General features: G+C 40.5%; 23 protein-coding genes and 2 pseudogenes. 11 read left to right on the top strand and 14 right to left on the bottom strand.

Features of this window, described 5'->3' with window-relative positions; genetic code table 11:
- Positions 1 to 557: 557 nt before the first annotated feature.
- The 6 genes from xerC to AB5Z12_RS11130 all read right to left on the bottom strand — a co-directional run bounded on the left by xerC (position 558) and on the right by AB5Z12_RS11130 (position 4236).
- The gene (xerC, locus tag AB5Z12_RS11155; RefSeq protein WP_368368660.1) at positions 558 to 1958 is read right to left on the bottom strand and encodes a tyrosine recombinase XerC; all 1401 of its coding nucleotides are present in this window, start codon (positions 1956 to 1958) and stop codon (positions 558 to 560) included.
- 1 nt (position 1959) lies between these two features.
- Positions 1960 to 2799, bottom strand: coding sequence for a helix-turn-helix domain-containing protein (locus tag AB5Z12_RS11150; protein WP_368368659.1), 840 nt, complete (start codon positions 2797 to 2799; stop codon positions 1960 to 1962).
- Complete coding sequence (locus tag AB5Z12_RS11145; protein ID WP_368368658.1) at positions 2756 to 2923, bottom strand: hypothetical protein; 168 nt, start codon at positions 2921 to 2923, stop codon at positions 2756 to 2758. Before AB5Z12_RS11145 ends, AB5Z12_RS11150 begins: the two co-directional genes overlap by 44 nt.
- A gap of 5 nt (positions 2924 to 2928) precedes the next feature.
- Positions 2929 to 3117 carry a helix-turn-helix domain-containing protein gene (locus AB5Z12_RS11140; RefSeq protein ID WP_055057014.1) on the bottom strand — a complete coding sequence of 63 codons (189 nt, stop codon included), beginning with the start codon at positions 3115 to 3117 and terminating at the stop codon, positions 2929 to 2931.
- Positions 3118 to 3199: 82 nt separating this feature from the next.
- Complete coding sequence (locus AB5Z12_RS11135; protein ID WP_294432410.1) at positions 3200 to 3676, bottom strand: sigma-70 family RNA polymerase sigma factor; 477 nt, start codon at positions 3674 to 3676, stop codon at positions 3200 to 3202.
- Between the two features lie 395 nt (positions 3677 to 4071).
- Positions 4072 to 4236 (bottom strand): Arc family DNA-binding protein, encoded by a 165-nt coding sequence (locus AB5Z12_RS11130; protein WP_118062271.1) that lies wholly within the window; start codon positions 4234 to 4236, stop codon positions 4072 to 4074.
- Between the two features lie 138 nt (positions 4237 to 4374).
- Between AB5Z12_RS11130 and AB5Z12_RS11125 the strand changes: the two genes are divergently transcribed.
- From AB5Z12_RS11125 to AB5Z12_RS11090, 8 genes and pseudogenes are all read left to right on the top strand, one after another.
- Positions 4375 to 5094, top strand: a complete 720-nt coding sequence (locus tag AB5Z12_RS11125) for a hypothetical protein (RefSeq protein ID WP_368368657.1) — start codon at positions 4375 to 4377, stop codon at positions 5092 to 5094.
- A gap of 26 nt (positions 5095 to 5120) precedes the next feature.
- Positions 5121 to 5324, top strand: coding sequence for a hypothetical protein (locus AB5Z12_RS11120; RefSeq protein WP_118512131.1), 204 nt, complete (start codon positions 5121 to 5123; stop codon positions 5322 to 5324).
- Positions 5325 to 5699: 375 nt separating this feature from the next.
- Complete coding sequence (locus tag AB5Z12_RS11115; protein ID WP_118338790.1) at positions 5700 to 6374, top strand: alpha/beta hydrolase; 675 nt, start codon at positions 5700 to 5702, stop codon at positions 6372 to 6374.
- Positions 6375 to 6394: 20 nt separating this feature from the next.
- Positions 6395 to 7870 (top strand): amino acid adenylation domain-containing protein, encoded by a 1476-nt coding sequence (locus AB5Z12_RS11110; protein ID WP_368368656.1) that lies wholly within the window; start codon positions 6395 to 6397, stop codon positions 7868 to 7870.
- Positions 7870 to 8340, top strand: a complete 471-nt coding sequence (locus tag AB5Z12_RS11105) for a GNAT family N-acetyltransferase (protein ID WP_005924656.1) — start codon at positions 7870 to 7872, stop codon at positions 8338 to 8340. Before AB5Z12_RS11110 ends, AB5Z12_RS11105 begins: the two co-directional genes overlap by 1 nt.
- Before the next feature lie 79 nt (positions 8341 to 8419).
- A pseudogene (locus tag AB5Z12_RS11100) lies at positions 8420 to 9311 on the top strand (radical SAM protein).
- Between the two features lie 72 nt (positions 9312 to 9383).
- Complete coding sequence (locus tag AB5Z12_RS11095) at positions 9384 to 9605, top strand: MmcQ/YjbR family DNA-binding protein (protein WP_226815879.1); 222 nt, start codon at positions 9384 to 9386, stop codon at positions 9603 to 9605.
- Positions 9606 to 9737: 132 nt separating this feature from the next.
- Positions 9738 to 9947, top strand: a complete 210-nt coding sequence (locus AB5Z12_RS11090) for a DUF6219 family protein (protein WP_118511955.1) — start codon at positions 9738 to 9740, stop codon at positions 9945 to 9947.
- 74 nt (positions 9948 to 10021) lie between these two features.
- On the opposite strand, the gene AB5Z12_RS11085 is transcribed toward AB5Z12_RS11090, so the two are convergent.
- The 3 genes from AB5Z12_RS11085 to dinB all read right to left on the bottom strand — a co-directional run bounded on the left by AB5Z12_RS11085 (position 10022) and on the right by dinB (position 12324).
- Entirely contained in the window at positions 10022 to 10585 is a 564-nt protein-coding gene (locus tag AB5Z12_RS11085) for a hypothetical protein (protein ID WP_173719747.1), read from the bottom strand.
- A gap of 237 nt (positions 10586 to 10822) precedes the next feature.
- Positions 10823 to 11068 carry a hypothetical protein gene (locus tag AB5Z12_RS11080; RefSeq protein WP_330386437.1) on the bottom strand — a complete coding sequence of 82 codons (246 nt, stop codon included), beginning with the start codon at positions 11066 to 11068 and terminating at the stop codon, positions 10823 to 10825.
- Between the two features lie 5 nt (positions 11069 to 11073).
- Positions 11074 to 12324: a DNA polymerase IV gene (gene dinB / locus AB5Z12_RS11075; RefSeq protein WP_173683452.1), complete on the bottom strand. Its 1251-nt coding sequence runs from the start codon at positions 12322 to 12324 to the stop codon at positions 11074 to 11076.
- 182 nt (positions 12325 to 12506) lie between these two features.
- On the opposite strand from dinB, the gene AB5Z12_RS11070 reads away from it, so the two are divergent.
- Positions 12507 to 13217, top strand: a complete 711-nt coding sequence (locus AB5Z12_RS11070; RefSeq protein WP_118698555.1) for a S24 family peptidase — start codon at positions 12507 to 12509, stop codon at positions 13215 to 13217.
- A 13-nt stretch (positions 13218 to 13230) separates the two neighbouring features.
- Entirely contained in the window at positions 13231 to 13383 is a 153-nt protein-coding gene (locus AB5Z12_RS11065; protein ID WP_005421564.1) for a hypothetical protein, read from the top strand.
- Positions 13384 to 13560: 177 nt separating this feature from the next.
- On the opposite strand, the gene AB5Z12_RS11060 is transcribed toward AB5Z12_RS11065, so the two are convergent.
- From AB5Z12_RS11060 to AB5Z12_RS11040, 5 genes are read right to left on the bottom strand one after another with little or no spacing between them, the layout of a single operon-like run.
- Positions 13561 to 14133, bottom strand: coding sequence for a CDP-alcohol phosphatidyltransferase family protein (locus AB5Z12_RS11060; protein ID WP_118254538.1), 573 nt, complete (start codon positions 14131 to 14133; stop codon positions 13561 to 13563).
- A complete protein-coding gene (locus tag AB5Z12_RS11055; RefSeq protein WP_195979693.1) occupies positions 14096 to 15187 on the bottom strand; it encodes an FUSC family protein in 1092 nt (363 codons plus the stop codon). The genes AB5Z12_RS11060 and AB5Z12_RS11055 overlap by 38 nt, the downstream gene beginning before the upstream one ends.
- Positions 15188 to 15220: 33 nt before the next feature.
- Positions 15221 to 16264, bottom strand: coding sequence for a HAMP domain-containing sensor histidine kinase (locus AB5Z12_RS11050; RefSeq protein WP_005347239.1), 1044 nt, complete (start codon positions 16262 to 16264; stop codon positions 15221 to 15223).
- Complete coding sequence (locus AB5Z12_RS11045) at positions 16264 to 16974, bottom strand: response regulator transcription factor (RefSeq protein ID WP_003693048.1); 711 nt, start codon at positions 16972 to 16974, stop codon at positions 16264 to 16266. The genes AB5Z12_RS11050 and AB5Z12_RS11045 overlap by 1 nt, the downstream gene beginning before the upstream one ends.
- On the bottom strand, positions 16953 to 18386 hold the full coding sequence (locus AB5Z12_RS11040) for a phospholipase D family protein (protein ID WP_368368655.1): 1434 nt from the start codon (positions 18384 to 18386) through the stop codon (positions 16953 to 16955). The genes AB5Z12_RS11045 and AB5Z12_RS11040 overlap by 22 nt, the downstream gene beginning before the upstream one ends.
- Positions 18387 to 18693: 307 nt before the next feature.
- On the opposite strand from AB5Z12_RS11040, the pseudogene AB5Z12_RS11035 reads away from it, so the two are divergent.
- Positions 18694 to 18909 (top strand): annotated as a pseudogene (locus AB5Z12_RS11035) (DUF6040 family protein); the annotation flags it as partial.
- Positions 18910 to 19394: the final 485 nt, after the last annotated feature.

Raw genomic sequence — 19394 nt, 5'->3', positions numbered from 1 at the left:
TAGGATTCTTTCCGTATTAGCTGATATTCCATTCCATTTTCCCTCTGAAAAAACAAAAAAGCGGAAATTATATTAGAAATTTTTCTAATACATTCCGCTTTTGATAGGACGTCCCGTGCGGGAATCGAACCCACATCTAGTGCTTAGGAGCAACTTTTATGCAGGTTCAGACTAGTCCAACAGAGACAACCTATTCATTTATAAGTCCAGTAAAAAAGCGCCTTCCCGGACTATTTCTGTTCATATAAGATCATTGAAAATTATTCCGGATTTTTACATTTTCTGAGAAAATGATTGTACGCTTCTAATATAAAGCGCCAACTCCATCTATAATTTTTCAAATCATAAAATCCAACTATCCTGCCCATTTAAAAGCGGGAAATGAAATGTATGATACACTATTTTCTTTGTCAGATTTCTTCTAAATTATACATCAGATACCGCCATTTACGCAAGATGCTTTGACCACTATTTTACCTCTTTTTTCTCACATGCTCTGATTTGATCTCATAAATAAAACCGGCAGAGAATTTGCTCTCCACCGGTCTGCTTTTATCCTAATTATGTTCCCCTTGCATTGATTTTGCTAATGATGTCAGCAACACAGCCATTTCCGGATTGCTGAGAACTTTTGCAAGTAACTCTGCGTCCACTCCTTCTGGAACTTCCATCATCGTCCTCTTTTCTGTATCATGGATCTGCGGATTCAGATTCTTCCTGTTATAAAAGGAATCTTCCAACAGTGTCGCATTGCGCCGTCTGTCTTCATCTATGATATGCGAATATACTTCTGTAACCATATCTGCCTGTGCATGACCAGAATCTCCCTGTACCGCCTTTATATCACCGCCGTTCAGCTTAAGCTTATAGGTAACACTCATATGCCGGAAACTGTGAAACACAATCTGTGGTAAATCATGTTGTTTAATCAGCTTATTCAGGGAATCTCTAATATACGCACCTCCCCTTGGAAGTCCATATTCAGTAGCAAGGATAAGGCCATAGTCCTGGTATTCATCCTGCAAAATATCCTTTATCTCCTCCTGCTGTGCTTTCCATGCAATCAGTTCTTCAGCTACGCTCCTGGGTAAAAACACTTTCCGCACGCTGCTTTCTGTTTTTGGTGTTTTCATAATGCGTACCGTCTTATTCGTTTTCCGCTCCTCTGGAAATATGACGATCACATCTTTCTGGTCTAATTCCTCTAACGCTTTTTTGCTGACCCTCTGTACTTCCTTATTTACATAAAGATACGCCCTGTTTTCTTTAATCGCTTCTTCCGATATATCCACGCAATCCCAGGTAAGCCCCAGCAGTTCCCCTATTCGAAGAGAGCCTGCAAAGGCAAGGTTCATACACAATTTCAGGCACTCATTTTCGCACACATCCAGAGCATATGCAAAGGTCTCTGCATCCCATATTACCCTTTTCTCTGATTTATGCTTTGGTACCGTTGCTTTAAATGCTGGATTCTTCTCCATGATATCCCACTTCACAGCCTGATTAAAACAACTCTTTAGCAACTTATGTACATCACGGATTACACTGGTAGATACGAACTCGCTTCTGACATTTCCGTTCAAGTCTGGAACGGATGGCGTCTTTGTCAGCGTCTTATAGTAAAGCTCCAGGAATCTGGTATTGATATCCGTCAGTGGAGTTTTCCCAATGATAGGCAATATATAATTCTTCAGCAATGACATATTCCCGTCATAGGTAGACAATGCCCACCTGTCTTTTCCATACAGTTCTACATACTCATTTATCAGATCCTGCAACGTCTTACAGTTCGATACGATGATACCGCCTTTTTTCTCTTTCAGTTCGATTTCTGCTTTTCTGATTTTAGCTGCGTTCTTTGTATCATACGTTTCCCATTTCTGTTTCCGTTTTCCCTCTATATCTTTACAGTAATATACAACACAATATTTGTTATTTTTCTTCTGTATCGAAGCCATGCTATACCACCCCCTTTTCCTTCCGCTTCAATAACCACTGTCCAAATGCTCCTCTTGGAATACGAATGATCTTTCCTGTTTTCCGAATCGGTATTTTTCCTGTTGTATACCAATAAGCGATAGTTGCAGGCTCCACTCCTGCCAGTTCTGCCGCTTCCGGCACTGTCAGATACTCCGGACATTTTTTCTCCTGGCTGTGATCTGCTTCTGCAAGGCATCTTCGCCTATAATTCTCATATTCTCGTTTTTCTTCCAGTTCCAATTCTTCATATTCAAAATTAAACAGTTCATAAGTATCCTGTGCCTGCAAGAACCGCTCAAAGCTCTCCCTTGTCACCCTTCTCCGTCCGGCAATTACAATGACGTCCAGCAATGGGGCATATTTTTTACTGCTCAGGATTCCATATACGGTACTTCGTGGAACGTCAAGCAGCCGGGCCATTTCCGGCATACTGAGACTGGCTGCCTCTGCAGCTGCATCTTTCTTACGATCTTCCTGTGTACGGTATCTGGACTGGCTGTGATACCAGTCCCAGAAAGCATCCGTCGGCACTCGCATTCTTTCATTCACTGTAATTGTCTCAATATTGTTTTTCTTCAATATCTCATATACCGTTGCGTTGTCCGTCCCCAGCATTTCATGTATTTCTTTTGGGGAATAAGATCTGAGCCTCAACTCCTTTCCCGGTGCTTCTCCATTGACTTTGTGATACCAGTCCTGATTGGCATACCACTTTTCAAAACTGGCAATTTCAACCCTCATCTTTCCAAGCAATGTTTCTGTCCGAAAATAGTTTTTATGAACCAGCCAGTAACGGTCCGTCTTCTTTAATCCCAGCATATCCCCCATCTCGTGGACACTCATCCACTTTCGGGGTTTTGCCGGCGATCCAACTCTTTGTATCACTGCCTTGTTTCACTCTCCTTCCATTTATTTTTCTTAAATCATATCTCACAATTCGCAAAAAATTTAGGATGTCACAGAAGCATTTCCTTTATCCAGCCACTCGTCAAAACTCTTCTTGGAAATGCGGTATCCACCGCCTTCTAACTGAATCCAACGGAACTCATTTTGTCTCAACAATTTATAGACCGTTGATCTGCTTACATCCAGCATTTCCTGTAAATCTTTCACCGTATAACATCTTTTTTCTGCCATATTTTCACTCTCTTTCTATCTGTTTTGATTTTATTTCTAAATACAAAACTCGTGAAAAAGTTAAGAGTGCCGTTCCCACTCTTTAACCCATTTCATACATTTTCCGCATTTTCTTTAAGATTGCGCTGACCTTCTGAGACATCCGAACCTTTGAAATTCCCAGTATTTTCGCCAGTTCTACCTGCTTCATACCATCAAAGTAGATGGACTTGATAATAAACTGTTCATGTTCTGACAGCTTTGCGATATTCTGATGCAGTTCTGCAGATTCAGCCTGCAGAATTACCAGATCTTCTACGCTCCGCTGTCCTTCATCCGGTAAGTCCTGCACTCCGATTCCATCTGTATTCTCACTGAAAACACAATCCAACAGCTCCGTCCACTTTGTTTTTCTTGTCATGGTTTCCGGATCTTCTGGCTGCCACTTTTTACTTCTGTAAACTTCATTACGGTAAGCGGAAAGCATTGCCTTGGCTACCTCTCTGGTTATTTCATAAAATTTCCCATCAACTTTTGCATAAAATTTGTCATTGAATTTATATGGATGCTCTACATACATCGTCCGTTCCTCCTGAATTTGAAATCTGTTTCGTGTTCCAAATTCAAGAGCGGAGGAGACCGGCTCCTTCTGATGTCTCTGATCATGCGTACTGATTTCCTTTCAGGCCACCAGATCAGACAGACCTGTGGCTTATTGGCCGGAAATCAAAATTTCAGGGCAACAAAAAAAGCCCCTCCGAGGTGCTAACCCGAAAGAGCTTTTCTAATAATCATATGAAGTTTTCCTGCTGTTCTTTTATTTCCAGCATAATCAGTATAACAGTCCAAAGTATCAAGGGTATCTCAAATACCTGCCGTAAAGTATCACTGATTCCTATAAAAGTATCATCATTTGATACTTTTTAAATTGGCATAAAAATACACCGGAACTCACCAGCCCGATGTATAATCTTCCTATTTATTTAATGTGCCATGATCTTTCTCATGTTGAGCAATCGCCTGACGAATCAGATACAGCACTTCTCCATTGATAGAACGTCCCTCAAATTCAGCAAGACTTTTCAATTTTCCGTGCGTCTCAGAATCAATCCGAAGACCAAGGTGTTTATCTTTTTCCATATGGCTTCCTCTCCATTTGATAAGTACAAAATAAGTTCATGTTACGAGTACATTTTAAGTACAAAACATGGTAAAATGGTTTAAATGAACTTGTTTTAAGTACACTATATTTTATTATTAGGGGAGAGCATCAAAAATATGAAGAAAGAAAAGCGATATTATCAAATCCGAATGGATTATTTCTGGCTTTCCATTCTGGCAGTCATAATTGTTATCTCCATAATCATCGCATATTATGCCTCTGCCCATGAGCAGACATCTTCCCAACCAGTATCTACTAAACACCGTGCTGACATTGATGTAACTTTTGACGATCTGCGCTCATCCCTGGAAAACACATCTGAATGTTATCTATGCGGAAATGCGGAAGAAAGCCTGATGAGCTACTTTAGAAACTTTGACACTATTGGATTGATCTCGCTGAATGACTGGTATGTGATTGATTTTCCACTGAAAAATTACGATGAAAATGGAAATGAGGTAGAAAATGCTACTTCAACTTCATTCCTTTCTGGGAATACAGGTGAAATATCTTATTCTTCAGACGGAACTCCAAGCCGTGGTATGGCAAGCATAGATGTGACATTGCCAGAAAATTACGAAATTGATACTAACATGCTGGAAAACCATTTATGTCAGAACTGTCTAAATAAAGTAGCAGCTTCATTAGAATACAGAAAGACAGACGGAGAAAATAAAGAAGCCATTCCATTGTGCATTGTTGATTTCAAAACATTGGAAATTTACTCACTACAAGATTACTGGAGATCATATTTTGTCCGAGACTATTATGTAGAAATGGATTTTGATGATAATATAGTAAGAACAGAAGTATTTTACTTGCCAGAACGTCACTAACAAATATGGGAAAGAGGTGATACTATATGGGAATAATTAAATATTTTAGAAAAAAATACTGGGAAGCAGCCATTTTCAGGGGTGGGCGGCGCATACCATTTAGCTGCGATGGCTTGACAGCTGTTCCTGATAGAGCCTATGCACTGTTTACAGAAAAAGAATTGGAAAAAATTTACAACGATAGAAATGAATTTTATAAGAAGCTAATGCAGATGATTGATTCATATTAACAAAAGGTCAATCAAAATTTTATTTGTTACATAAATTAAAAGGTAAATATGTTCAAACATAAGGCCTCGGAATCTTAATGATTTCTGGGGTTTTCTATTATTGAGATAAGGCTATTTATAGCAATTTAAACCGAATTATGATAACATAAGGCAAAGATAAATCGTTGTTTGGCGATTTAGTAAAGCCCGATAGATTAATTTTATAGGGAACAGAAAATTTAAATGTATCGTATTAGGAGATGAAAAAATCGAGATGAAATATAAAGAATATAAGGATAATTATGAATATATGTACGAACTTTCTGCGTACTTGCTTTCGTTTTCGGATACCGTACAATATTTATACAATGAATCGTCAAGAGAGGAGGCAACAAGGTGACTTCTTTAACCATAGAACAAAAAAGAGTGGACATATACCCAAGCGCAAAGCCGGGCAGCCCAGTTATCTATCTCAACACCTTTTCCAATGCCGTTAACAGTGTGTATAAAAACCTGATGGCGCTCGGCTGCCCAGATTTCTGTCTGGTGGCGGTCAGTAAGCTGAAATGGGATCATGACATGACACCGTGGTATATGGGGCCGATCTCTAAACACGATACGCCCTGCACCGGGGGTGCGGATGATTACCTGAAACTGCTTCTGGATGAAATTATGCCGGAAGCGGAAGCGCTCCTTCCCGGTGCGCCCGCCTGGCGGGGCCTCGCCGGTTACTCGCTGGCCGGGCTGTTCGCCCTCTACGCTCTCTACCAAACGGATGTGTTTGCCCGCGCAGCGAGTATGTCAGGTTCCTTCTGGTTTGAGGGCATCATGGAATATGTGTGCTCCCATGAGATGAAGCGCAAACCTGACTGTCTGTATTTTTCTCTCGGAGACAAGGAGAGCTCCACCGATAATCCGATTTTGAACGTTGTGCAGCAGAATACGCAGGAGATAGAAACACTGTGCCACGGGAAAGGCATCGAAACCACCTTCGTACTGAACAGTGGCAGCCACTATCAGGCGTGCAACAAGCGCACAGCGGCTGGCATTCACTGGATATTAAATAGATAAACCGACAAGGAGATAAAACGATGGATACGATTTATTCGCTTTTTCAGAAAGTAGTTAAAGAACATGAAAATGCCCCGGCTATCATTGAAAACGACCGCGCCATGACTTTTGGAGAGCTGTCCAACATGGTGGATATGATCACGTGCAGCTTTCCGCAGGAAGTACACAGCATCGGCATCGTCATGCGTCACCGAACCGAGATGATTGCCTCGATTCTGGCGGTACTCAAATGCGGCGGCCGATATGTCCCAGCCGAGCCGGATTTTCCCACCGGGCGCATCCATGACATGATGCCCGAGGCACAGGTGGATTTTGTGCTGACGGAACACGCCTTTGCGCCCAAACTGAGCAGTTTCCCCATCCGCTATACAGATTGTGAGATCTGCGGCGTGGAGACGCCCTCCTGGAAGCGCAACGCCATCGAAGACCCGGAACGCCCCGCCTATGTGCTGTATACGTCAGGTACCACCGGGCGGCCCAAAGGTGTCTGTGTCACCAACCGCAATGTTTGCCATTATGTCCGTGCCTTTGCCAACGAGTTCCATCCCGGCCCCGGTGATGTCATGCTGCAATATTCCGTCTGTTCTTTTGACATCTTTGTGGAGGAAGTGTTCACCAGTCTGCTGAATGGTGCCGCTCTGGCCATCCCCGCTGACGAGGATAAGGCCGACATCCATGCATTGATGGCTTTTGTGGAACGCCACCATGTGACTATGATCAGCGGCTTTCCGTATCTGCTGGCAGAAATGAACCACCTGTCTGTCATTCCGTCCTCTCTGCGGCTGCTTATCAGCGGCGGCGATGTGTTGCGGGGCGTTTATGTGGATCACCTGCTGAACAAAGCAGAGGTTTACAACACCTACGGCCCCTCCGAGACAACGGTCTGCGCCTCCTATTACCGTTGTAATAGTGGAACTGTGCTGGAGGACGGTACCTATCCCATCGGTCATCCTGTACTAGGTGCGCAAATCAGGATTCTGGATCAGTCTGGCAACGAGGTTGCCAAAGGGCAGACGGGTGAGATTTGCATTTATGGCGGCGGTGTATCTCTGGGCTACATTGGCGACCATGCCGAGGAAAACAGAGCTTTTGAGCGGCAGCCGGACGGTAGCACCATGTACCGCAGCGGCGATTTGGGCTATATCCTGCCGGATGGCAACATTGCATTCCTGCACCGCAAGGACGACCAGATCATGATTTACGGCAAGCGGGTGGAACTTGCCGAGGTGGAGTCCCGGCTCTATCGGTGCAAGGATGTGCAGCAGGCTATTGTCCGGGCTTTTACAGACGAGGATGGACTGTCCTATATGACCGCCTATGTGGTGCCTTCCGACAATAAGCTGAAAGTCTCGGAAGTAAAAAAAGAACTGTCTGAAAATTTGACTTCCTTTATGATCCCAGAGTTCTTTGTGAAGATGAAGCAGATTCCTTTGAATGTCAACGGTAAGCCGGATGTGTCGAAACTGCCGGTGGTAATGAAAGCGGGGGCATTATAATGGAGATTCAGATCCGGCAGGCCACGATCCAGGACCTGAATGTATTGATGCAATGGCGAATGGAAGTCTTGCATGAGGTATTCTCCATCCCCTCGGAGCGGTCTGTAACAGAGCTGGAATCGGAAAATCGCCGCTACTATCAAACAGAACTGCCGCAGGGCGGACATATTGCCTGCTTTGCCTACGTAGGGGAGGAAATCGTCGGCTGCGGCGGGATATGCCTCTATCATGAGATGCCCTCACCGGACAATCTAAACGGGAAATGTGCCTACCTGATGAACATTTATACCCGGCCGCAGTTTCGCGGACACGGCATAGGGAACAGAATCGTCAGGTGGCTTGTAGAGCAGGCTCGTCAGCGGCATATTTCAAAAATTTATCTTGAAACCTCAAACAAAGGCAGGCCGCTGTATCAAACAATCGGTTTTGCCGATATGAAGGATATGATGAAACTGTCCCGTGAAAAATAAGCAAAATCAAAGGAGCATACATACAATGGAGCCAATCATCTGAAACGTTGAAGTAAAAAGCGTCCTCACAAAATCCAATTTGCCTGTGAGTGATTATTCGGTCAATCCTTATGTGGGCTGTGGCCACGGCTGCAAATATTGCTACGCATCTTTTATGAAGCGTTTTACCAATCACCCGGAGCCCTGGGGAGAGTTCATAGACGTTAAATTTTGGCCGGAAATCAAACACCCGGAGCGGTATGCAGGGAAAGAACTGTTTCTCTGTTACGTGACCGACCCATATCAGCCGCTGGAGGAAACCGCCTGCCGCACCCGCGCCATTTTGGAGCAGATGCAGGGCAGTGAATGTAGCCTCAGTATTGCTACCAAGTCTGACCTGGTGCTGCGTGACCTTGACCTCATTAAAACATTCCCCAATGCGCGGGTATCCTGGTCGATCAAACACACTGGACGAAGATTTTCGCGCTGATATGGACAATGCAGTGAGCATTGAGCGGCGGCTGGCCGCTATGAAAGCATTCCATGATGCTGGTGTGCGCACCACCTGCTTTATCTCGCCGATTTTCCCCGGCCTCACCGACCTGCCCTCCATCATCCACCGGGCGAAGAATCAATGTAATTTGGTCTGGCTGGAAAACCTAAACTTGCGGGGCGGTTATAAGAAAACGATTTTTGACTATATAACGGAAAAACATCCAGACCTGCTGCCGCTGTACGATACCATTTACAATAAAAAAGAACGCAGCTACTGGTCAATGCTGGATGCGCAGATGCGGCAGTTTTGCCAAGAGGAAGGGCTACTGTATGTCCAGGATGATGATTCCATCAAACGCCCGTTCAACGATCCGCCTATCGTGGTCAATTATTTTTTCAACGAAGAGATTATCCCTCGGCCAAAATGCAGAAGAACAGGTAATCAAAACTATATAGTAACATGCAGAAAGCTAGAAGTTGTAGAGGTGAGGTTATGAAACGCGCAGAATTAGAATCAGACATATAACGCCGAGACAGATTATCCGTGGCTCAAATATCCGAATTATGAGGTGTTCCGGCATTGTAATAATCGGAAGTGGTTTGCTCTGATTATGGATGTACCAAAGAACAAGCTGGGGCTGCAAGGCGAAGAAATGCTGGAAGTGGTCGATTTCAAATGTGACCCAATTCTGATTGGCACACTACGAGAGGAACCCGGCTTCTTCCCGGCGTATCACATGAGCAAGGATAGCTGGATTACTGTTGCACTGGATGTGCAGCGTATCAGATGACAAAATCAAAATGTTGCTTGATATGAGTTATGAAGCAACGATACCCAAAACATGCAAAAAGAGATACTGATAAATTCCAGTTTGCATATTTCTTAAAAAGATGTATGATATAAAAAAGCTCAGGAGGTTCAAATGAAATCACATAAATACTGGTCTATCGGTGCACTGGTTTCCATGATCGGAACTTGCTACACCGGCTACAAGGATATGAAATCAGCTCATAAATATTTTGCATTCAGTTCACTGATTTGTATGGCTATGGCCATTTACTCAGGTCATAAAATGATTTCTGGCAAATCCAGAAAAAAGAAAGAAACTGCAGCTGAAGAATCTGCGGAATAATAAGAGAAATAGGGGAGTATTCCATTATATATAAGCCTGATGAAAAGGGGAGATTCCATCAGGCTCTTTCAAATCTACTCTTCCGTTTCTGGAAAAGATGGCTTATATCGTTTGTTTGCAGACTGTGGCACTACGATTTCAAAAAAATAATATCCCAGATACCGGAGAGCTGCTTTTTTCTTTCGATAAAAACTTGCCCGGCTCATCCCCAGTTCAAGCATAATTTCCATATCTGTCATTTTTCTGTGCCTGCAGAAGCAGCCATAAAGCACATCATAATATTCGGTTCCAAAATTCGGTGTAAAATATTTTACCAGTGTCATTGCCCGGTTGACCATATCACAAAGTCCATAGATTAGAATGATATTGTTTACTTCTTTTTTCAATTTTCCTAAATTCATGCGGTAATCATAGGCATCCATATACTGAAGGGCATAGGCCATATTCTCATTGATCTTTTCCTGACACTCCTGCTCTAATTCATCCAGAACCATCTGATTTTCCAAAATCAAATCCTGATAATTGTTCATCAGTGCTTTCATCTTTTCATAGTACAGATCCATTCTCTCTTCTGTATGTCGTGCTGCATTTAATGTAATTTCCTTAAACGATCTAATCGCATAATCTCTCTCTGTCATTATCAAAATCTCCTTTTTTCGTATTGAATCGTCTTTCTCTGACGTTCTACACTCCCATCCCTGTGATTTTGACGGAAGCTCAATAAGAATTATTCTTGAGCAGAGACACATCTGCATGGACAATATAGTGGGCATATTGTTTCATGAACATAGATGTAATGCCCTTATATGTCAATCTGAAAAGAGCAAAAGGGAAAGGTCAGCTCTTTTGCAGATCCTATTTTCTTTCTTAAATCTTTACGCACTCTTGCGCTCCATAAACCATTTATCAAATTCATAATATAAATGGCATTCCTTACCATCTACCATTACAGTATACATAATTCCTGTACCACCCGCTTTCCGGCTGGCACAACGTTCTTTCGATTTTACTTTATCAATTAAATATTTAGTTCCATCTTCCCAAATAAATTCTATTGGCATCATTGCGCCTTCTGTGCTGAATTTTACAATGACTTCTACATAAACTTTGTTATCATTCAAAGCACTTACCTCCCATTGAAATATCCAACTGGATGAACGGTGTGGGATCCCTGTGCATCCAGGCTGGATAATATTTTATCCTGATACATAAATGCTCTCTGGACACTGTGATATCCAAACCGTCGCCTGATATCATCTACTGCCCTGTCTAACTTCTCCTGTTTTTCCCGGCGCTGCTCATTCATAAATAAATCTAACTGCACCGGAACCTGCCCCATAACCAGATCATCTGCACGGATTCCAAGACTTCTGATTGGACGAGGCCAATGATAGTTCTCTCTAAAAAGCTGGTATGCTGCACTCATTATCTCATCTGTAATGTCGGTCAGATCCTGCAGCTTTCTTTGCCTGGAGAAATGAAATAACCCATTATCACGAATCGAAATTGACACTACATTACATTTAAAACCATGTTTCCGCAGTCTGGCTGCGACACTTTCTGCCAATGCCATCAGAATAATCTGTACATCCTGATCATTTTCCAGATCTCTGGGTGTCGTTGTACTGTTGCCAATAGACTTTATCGGTGCCTGATATCCTTCTACTGAAACTGGTGAATCATCCCAGCCATTCGCAAATGAATAAATGACAAGTCCCATTTTCCCAAGCTGCCGTTCCAGAAAACTTGGATCTGTTCTTGCCAGTTCTCCGATTGTGCGAATACCATATTTCTGTAAAGTTCTATTCGTTGATCTTCCTACATATAGAAGATCTGATACCGGAAGTTTCCAGATTAGTTCACGATAATTCGTCCGATTAAATTCTGTAATTCCATCAGGCTTTTTATAATCGCTTCCAAGTTTTGCAAAAATTTTATTCCAGGAAATTCCAATGCTTACCGTAATACCCAGTTCTTTCTTTACCCTTCTGTTAATTTCTTCTGCAATTTTTCTTCCGTCACCTTTCAGTGAAAAACTATCAGTTACATCAAGCCAAGCTTCATCACATCCATACGGTTCAACTTGATTCGTATATTCCGAATATATTTCTCGCAACATTGAGGAAAATTTCAAATATAAATCCATCCTCGGAGGCACAAATATCAAATCCGGGCAAACCTGCTTTGCCTGCCACAATGCCATGCCAGTCTTAACGCCGCTTCTCTTCGCAATATAATTCGCCGTCAATACAATTCCATGCCTCGCTTCAGAATCTCCTCCTACAGCTAATGGCTTACCAACATATTCTGGATGATAAAGCATTTCCACACTAGCATAAAAACAATTGGCATCGCTGTGCAATATTGTTCTTTCCACATTTTCACCTTTCCTTTTTAGAACGTGCGTTCTTTTTCTATATAGGCATTATATATCGCTTTTAAATCTTTGTAAAGTAGCAGATATGTCGTTTTTATGGATTTTAACGCTATTATTGTTGATTTTTTATCTGTTATGGGTTATAGTATATATAGGGAATAAATACCTGCATATGGAGGTGTATGATGATAAAGAAAGATTTTGGATCCATTATTGCTAATAAAAGAAAAGACCGAAAACTGTCTCAACCACAACTGGCAGCTCTTCTGTGTGAAAGAGGCTTAGATGTAAAAGCTCATTCTATCAGTAAATGGGAAAAAAATGTAAACCTGCCAAATGTTTTACAATTTTTTGCCCTCTGTGAGATTCTTGAGATTTCCGATATAAATAGAACATTCCAGATTGGAACGGATGAGAAACTTTTCTCCAAATTAAATGACGAAGGACAAGCCAAAGTTCTTGACTACATGAACCTATTAATGAAAAGTGGGGAATACATTCGAGAAGAACCAATCATTTATCAATTTCCACGAAGAACTCTCAGTCTCTATGATCTCCCGGTTTCAGCTGGAACAGGACAATTCCTTGATTCCGACCGTTTTTCCGAAATTGAAGTTGGTGATGAAGTATCTTCCAGTGCTGACTTCGGTGTCCGGGTATGTGGTGACAGCATGGAGCCTCTCTATCTGGATGGACAGATCATCTGGATTCATAAACAAGAAACACTTGAAGAAGGAGAAATCGGTGTCTTCTTCCTTGATGGTGATGCTTATGTAAAGAAATATCATCAATCCGATTCCGGTATTCAGCTTATTTCTCTAAATAAAAAATATGCCCCTATCCAAGTCACTTCCGGATCCATCTTAAAAACTTTTGGAAAAGTAGTTGGCTAATTTTAAAAGGCTGATGGTTCAGAACGAGGACCTGGATTATTTCGGACTCTGCAGTTCATTGAATGCGACTCCGGAACTAATGAGCTTTAAATTATACAGCCTGACAAAACGAGGCCAGGCTTATCATATGCCGATGGAGATTCAGAGCAATTTCCTGGCGAAATAAAGTAAATAAAGATCCTGTTCTATATATCATAGTATGAACAGGATCTTTTTATAATGATTTATTTTCTATCTAAAATTTTATTAAACCGACTAAAGACTTCATAGTTTGTGTGTTTGACTTACTGTTTATATCTATCTTCTCCTAAATATTTTTCTAGTCATTGCAATATAAAATTGCTTATACAGTCTCTTCCTTAAGAGTCCTGGTATTCTGGATAATATACAGAGCGACCGATATGACCATCATTATAGCGCACAAACCAATCAACAGATCTGATACCATCGGTGTAATGTGGAACCATATAATATGCACCGCTGCAGTTCCATATAATAAAAAGGTTACTATCTTTCCATGCCAGTCTGCACCATGTACTTTTCCTGTCTTTCGTATCACAAGACATCCACTGACTACCATATACAGCTCCTTACCTGCCATTATTACGATTAAAAGAAGCACATGCGGAAAACGAGTAAACAGACAGATTAACATCGCTGCCTGTGTCAGCTTATCAGCCACCGGATCAAGTATTTTTCCTAAATTACTAATCCTATGGAATCTTCTTGCGATATATCCATCAGCAAGATCCGTAAGACCAGACAGCAATAAGATTTCACCAGCTAACAGAGGATTTTTCTTTACACAATAACTCCATATAATTACCGGAATCAGACAAAGCCGAAAAAAAGAAAGAAGATTAGGAACCGTAATAATTCTATTCAAATTTTCTTCCTGATTCACTTCCCTCTGCATGTACGGTCACCTCACTTTCCTTTTTTTTAGACATAAACCAATAAAATATAACACAAAATGCTAAAGCAAACACAACACCAAAAACATTTTGAATCACTCTAAGACTAACCGCTCCTTGTAGTCCATAAGTCTCTGCAGCAATGGCTAAAGCACCAAATGTGTTAAATACTGCCTGCCAGCCATATTGTGCTGAAAATCCTACACCGATTCCACCAAGAATTCCTATATATGCATAGATTGATGAAGGAAGCAGAAAATATAATACTGTAAAACATATAACACCTGCAATATTTCCGACAATCCTTTTACGGACTCTGTAGTGCATATCTTCCATAAACGGCAAAATCGCGGACATGGCCGCAATACCAGCCCACATTGCACGTGGCATATTACAAAGTTCTGCAATGCAAAGGACAATCGGTACGCATAAAATCTGACATATCTGCCATTTTGTTCTGGAAGAAGTGATATCAAATTCTTGTATCAGATCTTTCAGATTTCTTTTATAAGTTCTGTTTTTATGATTTCGATAAAATACGAAGCAGGTAAGTGCTGCACCTAAAGTCATTCCGACTAATCGCATCTGATAGCTTTTTCCCGTAACATCATAACCATATAGCAGCAGATACCCAAGAACCAATGTAGATTGATTAAACATGAATGGATTATGGCATCCGAACAGAATCAACACAGCCAGTGCCGCAATATTTAACAGCATTCCCAATACCGGTGAAAACTGATTTGCTAAATGCGGACATACAGTCATAATTACAAAGAACAAAGCCAAAAGCATCGTAGATTGTCCGGTGTGGATCCCCAGATCCGCATTTCTAAACACCATGAGACATAATAAGACTACTACACCTACAATGCTGTTCTCATTTCCAAATAGGATGCTGAAAATACTAACAAAGAAAAAACAAAATGCCATTGTAACAGCTATCTTCACCAGATATACCCACATATGATATAATTTTTCTTTTAGTGTTTCACTCTTTTTCAACAGGTTTTTAGAACCTGCCTGATTTAACTGCAACTCCTGATAAAATGTCATATAAATCCTCCCATCTTCTAATTTATCTTAAAACTATATAATCTCATCTTTCTGCTTTGGCAGCTCTATAACAAATCTGCATCCACCATATTCACGGTTTTCTGCTTTGATTGTTCCTCCGGCACTATCTACAATCCGTTTTACAAGTGCAAGACCTAGGCCATTTCCTTCTGCTTTATGAGATCCATCTACCTGATAGAACTTGTCAAATATTCTGGATTTTACATCATCCTCTATTCCTGGTCCTTCATCTTCCAGAATGAACTTAACAGAATCCTGTTCTTGTTTCAGAAACATCGTAATTGTCCCCTTTGAAGGGCTGAACTTAATCGCATTATCCAAAAGATTTATCCAGATATGCATAAAAAGTCCTTCATTCCCAGTATATTTAACTTCCTCCAATTCTACCTGAAAACCAATTTCTTTTTCTGTCCATTTTGTTTCCAATGAAAGAAATGCCTGGCGGATCTGTTCATCCAGACGATATTCTGTTTTTTTCATTGGTATATTCTGATTCTCTAACTTGGATAACAGCAAAATATTACCAACCAATCCGGAAAGTCTTTGGGTGTTAAATAAGATTTTTTCTACATATTCCTCTTGATCCGGAGACAGTTCTTCTCCCTGAAGCAGCATTGTATACCCTTCAATGGCATTAATCGGGGTCTTAAACTCATGAGAAACATTAGATACAAAATCCATCTGCAGCACCTCTGTTGCACGAAGTTCTTTTGTCATAACGTTAAAACTTTGATAAGATTCTCCAACTTCTGCTATACGGCTGTTCGTTTCCAAATGCTGTTCAAAATCTCCCTGAGAAACTTCCTTCATTGCTTTACTGAGTCTGGTAATTGGTTCCAGTAACTTTGCATTGATAAAGGAAGTGATCAGCCCTGCAATCAATGTATTGAAAATCAAAAGCCAGCCAAGCACAGGTATGCTGCCCGGCAGATTAAAAAAATGATTCAAAAAAGCAAATAATAAAGCAGATATGACTGTTGAAAATACAAGTGCCAGCCAGATTGCACCAGTCAGACAGGATCGGATCCGCAATCCTTTTTCTTTCTTTTGTTCCATTATTTTTTCACCACCTTGTATCCAATTCCACGCATTGTTACGATTTCAAAATCAGGGTTATCTTTAAAACGCTCTCTGATTCTTCCTATATGTACCTCTATCGTATGTGGGTCTGCCTCCGTCTCGTATCCCCATACTTCATCCATCAACTGTTGTTTTGTAAATGTTCTGCCTGGCGAAGCTGCAAGCTTATATAAAAGCAGGAATTCTTTTTTAGGCAAAACAAGACTTTCCTTATCAGTTGTAACCGTCATTGCATCATAATCAAACTCTGTTGAACCGATCACAATTTTGTGTTCATTCAGTATCTGTGCACGGCGAAGCAGTGCTCCGACTCTTAAAACCATTTCATTCACATTTACCGGTTTTACCATATAATCGTCACTTCCCGAAAGAAATCCCTGGCGCATATCATCAAAGGAACCTTTCGCAGTGATCATAAGCACTGGTATCTGATATCCTGCTGAACGGAGTTCTGACACCAGTTCATAGCCATCCATAACCGGCATCATAATATCAGAAATGATCAGATCAATATATTCCTTATCCAATACTTCTAATGCCTGTGCTCCATCCGATGCACTTTTGACTTGATATCCATTCTTCTCAAGCACTTTTTGGAATAGCTGGCTTAATTCTTTATCATCTTCTACAATCAATATTTGAAACACGTTTTCCTTCCTCCTTATTAAAACAGATACCTTGCCCATCCAAGCAGATGCTGTACCAAAAATATTTTTCTCTGACGTTTCTTTGTTAATTCGATTGGCTCTACATGATATGGATCATTATAAGTTCCGCCTTCTAATATCTGGCGGGACACTTTTTCATATTCCATCATGCCCTCTTCCAACTGTTTATTAATATCTTTACTGCGAATTACAAGCATCAGTTCCGTATCCAGATATGCACTTCTCATGTCCATATTAAAGGAACCGATTACAGACAGATCATCGTCAATCAGAATACTTTTTCCGTGGTATGAATAACCGCCTTCATATTCCCAGATATTAATTCCTGTACTTAAGATTCTATTTCTGTTTTTCGCATAATCGGCAGCCCCAAATGGATTCCCATTATTCGCAACTGAATTTGTCATGATAGAAAAATCTGAAACGTTCTCTGCAATCTCTTCCCATGTATTATACATCATATCATTACAGATAATATATGGCGTGTGGATCTTCACACGATTTTTTGCATTTTTCATCAATTCTCCCAACTGATACCACACTACTGGTTCTTTGGAACCTGTGTGAATAGGATTTGACACTAATGTAATCTTTTCTGTCTCAAAAGTTTCGTCCGTATAATCGGTCTCGCAGATTCTTTCCTTATTCTCTTCAAAATATTTCTGATAGCTGTTCTGCAGCTCTAAAACTGCGTTCTTTACAGATTTTCTATTTGCCAGTTTTTTATTGTTATGAAAATAACCACTGTCTTCCTGATTCCATATGGTTTCAAAATACTCTGACAACTGGTTAACTGAATTTTCTTTCTCAGGTTCATCGCAAACCACTAACACGTCTCTGTCATAGTTCTTATGTCTCGGAAAATCACCCAGGAAATAATTGTATGTATTTCTTCCCCCAAGAATATATCTCTTTCCATCTGCAATCAAATATTTATCATGCATTCTACCCATCATTTTCCACGGTTTCAACGGATTGGCCTTATTATACAGTTTAATTTCAACATTCTCATGGGAAGATAATCCATAGAAATACGGATTTCCTTCCATATCAATCCAGCTCTCCATTCCATCTACTAACAGACGAATATGTACACCTCTGTCTGCCGCATCATGCAGTGCTCCTAAAATCAATTTTCCACTTTCATCGGATTGAAATGCAAAAGTAGAAAGAATAATTTCCTTTTTTGCATTCTTGATCAAACGCACTCTTTGTAAAAGCGCTTCTGGATTCTTTTCTATGATTACTGCCCGTTCTGTATTTTCACTGCATTCGTTCCATGACCCATTTTTTGTTTCTTTTTTGGTTGTATTGGACACTTCCGGCTGCTTTTTATATGCAACGCAGATTCCGAGCAATTCATAAAAAGCCACACATAAAAAAATTGCGAGTATAACAAGAAGGATTTTACATATTTTATGCTTTTTCATTGTACATCACCTGATTCCTTTTTATTTCATACTTATACAATACAAAGTCAATCTCAATTTAACCTCAACAAAATTTATTTTTCATAAAAAAATATGACCGGCTTCTTTTTAAAGAAACAGTCATATTTTTATTCTAATATATGAAGGAGCCTTTCTTACTCCGTTGTATTAATCACTATTTTATTTCTTCCATAAGCTGTCGGATTTTTCTCAATGTACACCGTGTAACTGCCAGGTCATCTTCTTGTATATTCGATATGATTTTTTCATAAGCTTCTATCATTTTTTCTTTCTGACAATTACTTAATTCATCGGAATAAAGATTGTAGGTCTATATAAGAAATACTGTTGGGACAGTATTACCATAATGGTAATACTTATAAGCATGGCAACAGCTATCTACTTTGGGAAGTGGATAAAGATAACATTGCCAATCAATCTGCTATTTCTCTTATTATTCGTGCAACTGGTATATGTTGGAATCAGGTGGTATGTAAGGGGATGGCGAGAAACAAGGGGATATCCATTTGCATTTCAGGTTCTAGGCTATCTGACCTGGAACAATCATGGTGATTATAAGTCTATACTTCCACAGTATGAACAATATTTAAGTGAATTTGTATACGATAAGCTCTGGTCTGAATTATCTGCAAAAGATAAGATGGTTGCACGGGGAATTGCTCAGGTGAACAGCGGAAAAATCAGTGAGATTCGTGCAATCTTGCATATGGAAACCAACGAATTTAATCCTTACCGAAAACGTCTGATCCGAAAAGGTCTGATCGATGGCGAAACACGGGGATATGTGAAGTTCACATTGCCATTCTTTGAAGAGTATGTTCTAGAAAATTGACTTGCTTTTTGAATGAAAAATCGAGACTGTGAGAAAAAGTCTGTAAATAAGATTCTTCTATGATATGCAAGGGTGGTGAGCCTGAAAATCAGGCTTTTCACCTTTGTTTTATATATAACAGTTGTTGACGGGCATGTCAAGAGCAGGCGGTTTTC

The organism is Ruminococcus sp. RTP21358st1_G6_RTP21358_211008 (assembly GCF_040908885.1).
Taxonomy (GTDB): domain Bacteria; phylum Bacillota; class Clostridia; order Lachnospirales; family Lachnospiraceae; genus Blautia_A; species Blautia_A faecis.
This window is presented reverse-complemented; position numbering and strand designations above follow the sequence as displayed.

What these genes read in the sequence shown, in the direction of transcription:
- AB5Z12_RS11065 (WP_005421564.1), top strand. Translation starts at nt 13,231, where the DNA reads ATGGTTCAGAACGAGGACCTGGATTATTTCGGACTCTGCAGTTCATTG.
- AB5Z12_RS11050 (WP_005347239.1), bottom strand. Translation starts at nt 16,264, where the DNA reads ATGGAACAAAAGAAAGAAAAAGGATTGCGGATCCGATCCTGTCTGACT.
- AB5Z12_RS11060 (WP_118254538.1), bottom strand. Translation starts at nt 14,133, where the DNA reads ATGCAGAGGGAAGTGAATCAGGAAGAAAATTTGAATAGAATTATTACG.
- AB5Z12_RS11055 (WP_195979693.1), bottom strand. Translation starts at nt 15,187, where the DNA reads ATGACATTTTATCAGGAGTTGCAGTTAAATCAGGCAGGTTCTAAAAAC.
- AB5Z12_RS11090 (WP_118511955.1), top strand. Translation starts at nt 9,738, where the DNA reads ATGAAATCACATAAATACTGGTCTATCGGTGCACTGGTTTCCATGATC.
- AB5Z12_RS11085 (WP_173719747.1), bottom strand. Translation starts at nt 10,585, where the DNA reads ATGACAGAGAGAGATTATGCGATTAGATCGTTTAAGGAAATTACATTA.
- AB5Z12_RS11045 (WP_003693048.1), bottom strand. Translation starts at nt 16,974, where the DNA reads ATGGGCAAGGTATCTGTTTTAATAAGGAGGAAGGAAAACGTGTTTCAA.
- AB5Z12_RS11130 (WP_118062271.1), bottom strand. Translation starts at nt 4,236, where the DNA reads ATGGAAAAAGATAAACACCTTGGTCTTCGGATTGATTCTGAGACGCAC.
- AB5Z12_RS11070 (WP_118698555.1), top strand. Translation starts at nt 12,507, where the DNA reads ATGATGATAAAGAAAGATTTTGGATCCATTATTGCTAATAAAAGAAAA.
- AB5Z12_RS11125 (WP_368368657.1), top strand. Translation starts at nt 4,375, where the DNA reads ATGAAGAAAGAAAAGCGATATTATCAAATCCGAATGGATTATTTCTGG.
- AB5Z12_RS11135 (WP_294432410.1), bottom strand. Translation starts at nt 3,676, where the DNA reads ATGTATGTAGAGCATCCATATAAATTCAATGACAAATTTTATGCAAAA.
- AB5Z12_RS11140 (WP_055057014.1), bottom strand. Translation starts at nt 3,117, where the DNA reads ATGGCAGAAAAAAGATGTTATACGGTGAAAGATTTACAGGAAATGCTG.
- AB5Z12_RS11150 (WP_368368659.1), bottom strand. Translation starts at nt 2,799, where the DNA reads ATGCTGGGATTAAAGAAGACGGACCGTTACTGGCTGGTTCATAAAAAC.
- AB5Z12_RS11120 (WP_118512131.1), top strand. Translation starts at nt 5,121, where the DNA reads ATGGGAATAATTAAATATTTTAGAAAAAAATACTGGGAAGCAGCCATT.
- AB5Z12_RS11105 (WP_005924656.1), top strand. Translation starts at nt 7,870, where the DNA reads ATGGAGATTCAGATCCGGCAGGCCACGATCCAGGACCTGAATGTATTG.
- AB5Z12_RS11040 (WP_368368655.1), bottom strand. Translation starts at nt 18,386, where the DNA reads ATGAAAAAGCATAAAATATGTAAAATCCTTCTTGTTATACTCGCAATT.
- xerC (WP_368368660.1), bottom strand. Translation starts at nt 1,958, where the DNA reads ATGGCTTCGATACAGAAGAAAAATAACAAATATTGTGTTGTATATTAC.
- AB5Z12_RS11110 (WP_368368656.1), top strand. Translation starts at nt 6,395, where the DNA reads ATGGATACGATTTATTCGCTTTTTCAGAAAGTAGTTAAAGAACATGAA.